Source organism: Thermoleptolyngbya sp. M55_K2018_002 (assembly GCF_015295965.1).
In the GTDB taxonomy this organism is placed as follows: Bacteria; Cyanobacteriota; Cyanobacteriia; order Elainellales; family Elainellaceae; genus Thermoleptolyngbya; species Thermoleptolyngbya sichuanensis.
Window position 1 is genome coordinate 1 of sequence record NZ_DVEA01000302.1, and the last position, 7,478, is coordinate 7,478.

Consider the following 7,478-nt stretch of genomic DNA (forward strand, 5'->3'; position numbering starts at 1 on the left):
TCAGAAGTATGGTTCGCAGCTTGCAGGCGGCACTCGCGGGACACCAGTCCACTGCGTCAGTTCCGGCGTTAGTGCTGCCCTGGGCAATCTGGTTCAGCGCTATTTCAGCAGCAGATCGTCTAGCTCTGCGTAGTCGGGCAGGGTCGTGTCGATGGGTTTGCCCTGGCGCAATACCGTGCGATCGCCCTGGGGACGGGCCAGCAGTTCGCTGAAGTAGCGAGCCGCGCAGAGAATCAGATCGGCGGGTAGCCCTGGCGCAATCCGGCCCACGGTGGGCAGGCCCATCAGGTCGGCCGGTGTGGTCGTCACGACCCGGCTCCAGTCGCCATAGGGCGCATCGAGCTGGGCAATCCGCACGCCCTGGGTGAACACCTCCAGCCCGTCGTGGTCGCCAAAGCCATAGAACGGATCGCGGCAGTTGTCGCTGGCGATCGCCACCGGAACCCCCGCATGTTTCAGTTCGTGCAGCAGCGTAATGCCGCGCCAGCGGGGGGTGCGGGTGGGTATCTGTCGCAGGGCGGGTGGGTGAGCGCCCAGAGGAGACGGAGCCGCCGCCTGCCCCCTAAGGGCCGAGCGCTGATTTCGGTCTTGCAGATACAGATTGCACATGGGCAGGCTGACCACGCCGATGCGGGCAGCTTTCACCAGGTCGATGGTTTTCTGGGCTTCGTCGTCAGACTGCACGGCCAGGCTGCAACAGTGGCCGCAGACAATCTGCCCGCGAAAATCGTGGCGCAGGGCGGCCTCGGCCACGTAGCGCAGGGTAATGTCGTTGGGGTCGCCGCTTTCGTCGGTGTGCAGGTCGATGTCGAGGCCCCGGTCAATGGCTAGGGTAAACAGGCGATCAAGCTGGGCTTCCAAATGGGGGCCCATTTCCGTCACGCCGCCCAGAATGCCGCCCATCTCGGCAACTAGATCGGCCAGGATTTCGCCCTCTGGAGTTTGGTAATAGTCCAGTGTTACCAGGGAAACGGCTTTTAGCGCGAGGCGATCGCTCCAGTCTTGCTGAAGCGCATTAAACACGCTCCAACTCACCGCCGCCTGGTCGCCAAAGGAGTCTATGTGGGTGCGGAGGGCAGTCGTGCCGTGGGCATAGCTGCACTTTAGCCCAAACTCCATGCGGCGATAGACATCCTCTGCATCCCAGTGTTTGCTGGCATCTGCGCGGATCGTCTCCAGCGCTTCCTCAAAGGTTGCAGAATAGTTGGGCGATCGCCCCCAAACGTGCCCCTTGTCCAGATGCGTATGCAGATCGACCAGCCCAGCCCACACCATGCCGCCCTTCAGATCAACCGTCGGCAGGGGTTCTGTTTCTGCCTCACCCGCCACATCCGCACTGGGGCGAATCCTGCGAATTGTGCCATCCAAAATTTCTAGATCCACCCGCGCCAGGTTATCCTGCGCCAGAATGCCCCTCGTCTCAGGCAACACCAGCGCATCAGGCAGCAGCGGCCGGGGCACATGGGCGTTGCACAGCCAGTAGTGCGGTTCATTCAGGCGGGCGAAATCGAGTTGCGGCATAGTGTAGGAATTAGAAATCGGGGATTCAGGTTGGCACTTTGCAAACCTACCTCAGATCGTGAGCCAAAATCACGAATCCAAAATCCCAAATTAGACGGAGGAGCGGGGTGAAATGATCGACTTTACAGAACTCCAGCCCTATCTAGATGACCAGGGCCGGGTGACGCGCTGGCCGTCCAAGCGCAATCGGGCGCGGGTGCAAACGCTGGTGCTGTGGTATCTGGCTGAAAAATTCGCTGCGGGCAGAACCTACACCGAATGCGAGGTCAACCAGCTCCTCAATGAACATCACACGTTCTGCGACCCGGCTCTACTCCGCCGCGAACTGTTTGAACATGGCCTGCTCCAGCGGGAACGAAACGGCTCTGCCTACTGGCTGCCACCCAAGGAATCAGCTTAATTTTCTCGGCGGACGGCGCTTTCGTGCCAGTGGCGCAGGAGGCGGTCGGAGAGCATCGTCAGCAAGACAAAAATCAGGATGCCCAGCACGGTGGTCAGAAAGAGGGCAGCAAACATGCGGGGAATCTGGAGGTTGAAGCTGGAGATCAGGATTTGGTAGGCCAGCCCAGAACTGGTGCCGCCTGTGCCCGCGACGAATTCCGCCACGACTGCGCCGATCAGCGCCAGCCCGCCGCTAATTCGCAAGCCGCCCAGGAAATAGGGCAGGGCGCTGGGCAGCCGCAGGTAGCGCAGGGTTTGCCAGCGAGAAGCGCGATAAAGCTGGAACAGGTTGATCAGGTTATGGTCGGCGCTGTTGAGGCCCAGAGTTGTGTTGGACAGGATGGGGAAAAAGGCCACCAGCCAGGCGCAGATGACCAGCGACACGAAGGTAGACGCAGTGCCCGGAACCAACTGTCGCACCCAGAGGATGATCAGGGGGGCGATCGCCACAATCGGGGTCGTCTGCAAAATCACCGCGTAGGGAAAGAAACTGCGCTCGATCCACTTGCTCTGGGTAAACAGCACAGAAACCAGCAGACCCGACACCACCGCTGCCAGGAAGGCAAACAGCGTGATTTTCATCGTGATCAGCAGCGAGGGGAACAGCGTCCCCCACTCTCGCACCAGCGTTTGCAGCACCAGAATCGGCCCTGGCAGGATGTAGGGCGGTGTGTTGGTCAGGCGCACGCCAATTTCCCACAGCGCCAGCATCAACAGGCCCACGATAATCGGAGCCAGGATATCGGGCGAGAGCAGGCGTTGCAGTTGGGACGGTTGACCAGCCTCCGATGATGGAGCAGAGGCTTCGGGCTGGCGAGATACGTCAAACAGATTGGCCATCGGAATGTTGCCTTAGGAAATCGGGTTGGCGCGAAATCGGGTTGGCGCTATGCAGGCTGGTTTACGACGCTGGCGGAAACGCTGTCGCTGGAGTGCAATGCAGCCGTCTGCCCAGCGGCGCGAGACAGGCTGTTGGAAATGTCGCGGCAATAATCGTTAAACAATGGTGTGGTGCGAAACTCCTCAGTGCGGGGGTAGGGAGCGGCGATCGCCACATCCGCCACCACTCGCCCCGGACGCGCCGCCATCACCACCACACGGTTCGACAGGTACACCGCTTCGTAAATATTGTGGGTGACAAACACCACCGTCCACTGCTTCTGCTCCCAGAGGTTCAGCAGGTCGCTGTTGAGCTTGCTGCGGGTCATTTCGTCCAGCGCCCCAAAGGGTTCGTCCATCAGCAAGATTTCTGGCTTTGTCACCAGGGCGCGGGCAATGGAGACGCGCATCCGCATCCCGCCGGAGAGTTCTCGCGGGTAAGCTTTTTCAAATCCTTGCAGCGCAACGAGGGCGATCGCCTCCTGCACCGCCTCCCGCGCCGCGCTCTTCGACAGGCCCACCAGCTTCAGCGGCAGCGCCACGTTGTCTTCCACCGTCGCCCAGGGCATCAGCGCCGCCTCTTGAAAGACGTAGGCCAGCTTTCGCTGAGAACTGCCGCCCCAATACAGGTTGCCCGAACTCATCTTGCCCAGCCCTGCCACCATCCGCAGCACGGTGCTTTTGCCGCAGCCCGACGGGCCCAGCAGGCTGACAAACTGCCCCTCATGCACCGTCAGGTCGAGGTTTTGCAGCGCCACCGTGCCATTGGAGTAGACTTTGCTGACATCGCTGAGCGTAAACGCCGCTGGGGTGTTCATGCGATGGGGTTCCTTAAAACGAGTGGAGCGAGACTAGTTGCGTGAGCCTAGTTCGGCGGCGGGGCAGCGGAACCAGTTGCGCCAGTTCCGCTACACCGGCTGCGCTTCATCTACACCGTACTCGACTTAGACCTTGTACGCATCCGGGCCTTTGTTGACAAACTGGAGCGTGTAGGCCTGGGTATAGTCGGTTTCCGGCTTAAACACGCCCTCTGCCGCCATCGTGTCATAGAAGGATTTCCAGCGTTCCTCGGTCATTGCGCCGATGCCTTTCACCTGTGCGTCGCCCGAATCGACAATGCCGTATTCCTTCATCTTCTCGATGCCATAGGCGATTTGCTCGTCGGTCATCTCCGGGTTGTCTTTCTTGATAAGCTCGTTACCCGGCGATGGATCGCCATAGAGATAGCTGTACCAGCCCTTGATGGAGGCATCCACAAACCGCTGCACTAGGTCGGGGTTGCTTTCGACCAGTTCACGCTTGCACTCGATGGTTGTGGAATAAGGTTCATAGCCGTAGTCTGCCATCAGAAATACCACGGGGTCGAAGCCGCCTTCTTTTTTAATCGCCAGCGGCTCGGAACTGAGATAGCCCTGCTGCGCGGTTTGCTTGTCTTGCAAAAATGGGCCGGGGTTGAAGTTGTAGGGTCGCTTCTGGTCGTCGGTGAACCCAAACTTGGCTCTCAAAAACGGCCAATAGGTCACGTTTGCCGAAGAGGAGATAAAAATGGGGCGACCCTTCAGGTCTTCGAGCGAGTCGGCCGTGCCGGGGTGCGCCATCAGGATTTGCGGGTCCTTTTGGAAGATGGCGGCAACGGTGACTTTGGGAATGCCCTCTTCGACGGCCTTGATGGCATCGGCGGCGTAGCCCATGAAAAAGTCGATCGCGCCGCCCATGAGCAACTGCGTGCCGTTGACCTGGGGCCCGCCCATGCTAATGGTCACGTCCAGCCCTGCGTCTTTGTATAAGCCCGTGGCAACCGCCTGATAGAAGCCGCCGTGTTCTGCCTGGGCATACCAGTTGGTGCCGTAGGTGATTTTGGTTAGCTCACCGGACGCAGGGCTAGCACCAGCCGCAGGACTGGCCGGCGCTTCGGTCGAGGTTGGCGCTTGAGACGCGCAGGCAGCGACGAGGCCCGTGCCAGCGGCGATCGCCCCATATTGTAAAAACTTGCGTCGTTTCAGGGGCAATCGCCCCGACGGATACCACAACTGACTCATCCAACTCACCTCATTGCTAACAAAATTGAGCGAACAAAAACAGAATGCCCGATGCAGGCGTGCTGTAAAGACCTGTATCGCCTCTGTAATTTCTGCATACTCCGAAAAGCGACCCTGGTTCTAAAGATATTCAGCCCTCTAGACCGTGTTTTCAAACTCTCTGAGCCGCTAATTGCCCTGAGTCGATCCCCCTAAATTCCCCTTAACAAGGGGGACTTCCGGCGCGGCTCGGCCCAGTTTCCCCCCTTAACAAGGGGGGCTAGGGGGAATCAAAAGGCTCTAAAACACGCCTCAAAGCCAGGGTCTTTACAAATCCCAATATTCGACCCTACTAGAACGCATCACCCTGGATTGTAGTTTGAGATACGAGAGATGAGAGTACAACAGTGCAAAAATCGTGGAATGTGAGTGATGAGGCTCTACTAACTACGCTATGGCTCTGTTCCCTGCGGCTGGCTCAGCCAGTCCATCACCTGCTGCCCCAAGCGCACGTCGTTGAGCCGATCGATTTCTCGAATGCCCGTAGGGCTGGTGACGTTGACTTCGGTGAGGTAGCCACCGATGATGTCGATGCCGACAAAAATCAGCCCGTCGCGGCGCAGGGTGGGGGCAAGCTGGGCGCAAATTTGGCGATCGCGCTCGGTAATCTCCACCGCCGCCACGCGCCCGCCCACCGCCATGTTGCCGCGAAACTCTTTGCCCGTAGGAATGCGGTTCACCGCGCCGATGGGTTCGCCGTTTAGCAAGATCACGCGCTTGTCGCCGTCCTTGGCGGCGGGTAGATACTCCTGCACCATGATGGGCACGCGAAACTGCTGGGTGCTGATTTCGATTAGTGAATTCAAATTGCGATCGCCCGGTTCGGCAAACAAAATTCCCTCGCCCGCCTTGCCCCCCAGAGGCTTCATCACGGCTGCGCCCTGCCGCTCCACAAACTCGCGAATCACCTGCTTGTCTGCGGTGACGATGGTTTCAGGAATTGCTCCCGTAAATTGCAGCGCATACATCTTTTCATTAGCCGCCCGCAGCCCCGCCGGGGCATTGATGACCCGCGTTCTATCTAGGTTCACATAGTCCAGCACGTAGGTGGCATAGAGATAGGGAATATCCACAGGCGGATCAGTCCGCATGAACACCGCATCCAGGCTGTCTAGCGGCAAAAACTGGCGATCGCCCAGTTCAAACCACACCTCCGCCGCCACCCAGCGCCCTTCTACCAGTTCGGCCGGAACCAACCGCACGGGCTGAAGCTGAGCATAGGCCCTGCCGCCCACCACCGACAGCCGATTCGCCTCCGTAATCCACACCTCATGCCCCATCTGCTGCGCCGCCTCCATCAACGCCACGCTGGTATCGTGGCCTGGATCGAGGCGGTGGATCGGATCAATGATGAAGGCAAGTTTCATAAATGGAGTCGGGAAATAAGGTCGGGAGAGTCGGGAAATAAAGTCGGGGATTGAGGACGTGAACCGAGGGGCAGAACAGGACAACACGGGGCAGCAGCAGAGCGCAAGAGAGCAGGGTGGCCGATCGCCCAGACACCAAGCCAGCGCTTTGCCCCTTCGCCTCCCTTGCTTAGACCCCTGCCAGCATCGCGTCTAGCTTACCCTGCCGATCCAGCGCGTGCAGGTCGTCGCAGCCACCCACATGAACGCCATCAATGAAGATCTGCGGCAGGGAACGGCGACCGTTGGCGCGATCTGCCATTTCGGCGCGGGCGGCTTCATCGCCGTCAATGCAATATTCCGTAAAGTCCACGCCCTTCTTATTCAGCAGAGCCTTGGCGCGAATGCAAAACGGACAGGTACTCCAAGTGTAAATTTCAACGTTCGCCGTCATGGGTTGCCTCAAGTTAGCAATATTTCTTCATCTTACCGCTGCCGACCCGCAGGAAGATATCTTGCAGCAGCCTCAGCCTCACCACGGTTGCTGGACGGGGAACTGCCCCGGCTAATTTCCCCCCGCCGTCTAGCCGTCTAACTTTGACAGCCCGTCTTTTGACATCCCACGGGACGGCCGCTAGGGTAGAGGAACCTCGAAACGTCAAGGGCGATCGCGCCGTTTGGCCCCTTTCACCTGCCATCAGCCTTATGCGTAGAATCTTCTCGTCTAGAATCCTCATGTTTGGAGCCATGAAATTCTAGCGCCTTGGGAATTTCTAGCGCTTTGGAATGTATTTCGTTGCAGCATACAGGTTTCGTTGAGCAGGCATGGTGGATCTGCTGCTAGTCATGACCCTGGGGTTTCTGGGGAGTTTCGGACACTGTGTGGGAATGTGCGGCCCGTTGACGGCGGCGTTTTCCCTGGCAAAGGTGCAGGACAAGCCCCCGACCCCCTGGCAGCAGTTTATTTTTCACGTCCTCTTGAATATGGGGCGCATCCTCAGCTATGCGCTGGTGGGGCTGGCAATCGGTGCAGTCGGCTCGGTTGTGCTGGCTGGCGGGCAACTCGCGGGCGTAGGGAGTCTGGCGAGGCGGCTAATGGCGCTGCTGACGGGCGGGCTGCTGGTGTGGTTTGGGCTGGTGCAGGTTGCGCCGAACGGGCTGCCCAGGGTGCCGCTGCTGCATCCACTGGCGGCGGGCAGGCTGCACGAGCGGC

Annotated in this window: 9 protein-coding genes; 2 read left to right on the forward strand and 7 right to left on the reverse strand. The window is 59.3% G+C overall.

Annotation, left to right across the window (positions count from 1 at the left end; all coding sequences use genetic code 11):
* Window positions 1-99 precede the first annotated feature (99 nt).
* A complete protein-coding gene (locus IGS51_RS15310) occupies window positions 100-1,521 on the reverse strand; it encodes a cytosine deaminase (protein WP_297079505.1) in 1,422 nt (473 codons plus the stop codon).
* A gap of 112 nt (window positions 1,522-1,633) precedes the next feature.
* Here IGS51_RS15310 and IGS51_RS15315 point away from each other — a divergent pair, with 112 nt between their 5' ends.
* A complete protein-coding gene (locus IGS51_RS15315; RefSeq protein ID WP_297079507.1) occupies window positions 1,634-1,921 on the forward strand; it encodes a DUF2087 domain-containing protein in 288 nt (95 codons plus the stop codon).
* Here IGS51_RS15315 and IGS51_RS15320 read toward each other — a convergent pair.
* The 6 genes from IGS51_RS15320 to IGS51_RS15345 all read right to left on the reverse strand — a co-directional run bounded on the left by IGS51_RS15320 (window position 1,918) and on the right by IGS51_RS15345 (window position 6,963).
* A complete protein-coding gene (locus IGS51_RS15320) occupies window positions 1,918-2,673 on the reverse strand; it encodes an ABC transporter permease (RefSeq protein ID WP_367279354.1) in 756 nt (251 codons plus the stop codon). The two genes, IGS51_RS15315 and IGS51_RS15320, sit on opposite strands and share 4 nt — an antisense overlap.
* Before the next feature lie 176 nt (window positions 2,674-2,849).
* Window positions 2,850-3,659, reverse strand: coding sequence for an ABC transporter ATP-binding protein (locus tag IGS51_RS15325; protein ID WP_297079510.1), 810 nt, complete (start codon window positions 3,657-3,659; stop codon window positions 2,850-2,852).
* A gap of 126 nt (window positions 3,660-3,785) precedes the next feature.
* Complete coding sequence (locus IGS51_RS15330) at window positions 3,786-4,880, reverse strand: ABC transporter substrate-binding protein (protein ID WP_297079512.1); 1,095 nt, start codon at window positions 4,878-4,880, stop codon at window positions 3,786-3,788.
* A gap of 431 nt (window positions 4,881-5,311) precedes the next feature.
* Complete coding sequence (gshB, locus tag IGS51_RS15335; protein ID WP_297079514.1) at window positions 5,312-6,286, reverse strand: glutathione synthase; 975 nt, start codon at window positions 6,284-6,286, stop codon at window positions 5,312-5,314.
* A 169-nt stretch (window positions 6,287-6,455) separates the two neighbouring features.
* Window positions 6,456-6,719: a glutaredoxin 3 gene (gene grxC / locus IGS51_RS15340; RefSeq protein ID WP_068509172.1), complete on the reverse strand. Its 264-nt coding sequence runs from the start codon at window positions 6,717-6,719 to the stop codon at window positions 6,456-6,458.
* A gap of 13 nt (window positions 6,720-6,732) precedes the next feature.
* Window positions 6,733-6,963 (reverse strand): hypothetical protein, encoded by a 231-nt coding sequence (locus IGS51_RS15345; protein WP_297079517.1) that lies wholly within the window; start codon window positions 6,961-6,963, stop codon window positions 6,733-6,735.
* A gap of 127 nt (window positions 6,964-7,090) precedes the next feature.
* On the opposite strand from IGS51_RS15345, the gene IGS51_RS15350 reads away from it, so the two are divergent.
* Window positions 7,091-7,478: sulfite exporter TauE/SafE family protein (locus IGS51_RS15350; protein WP_297079519.1), on the forward strand; the 388-nt coding region annotated here is incomplete at its 3' end.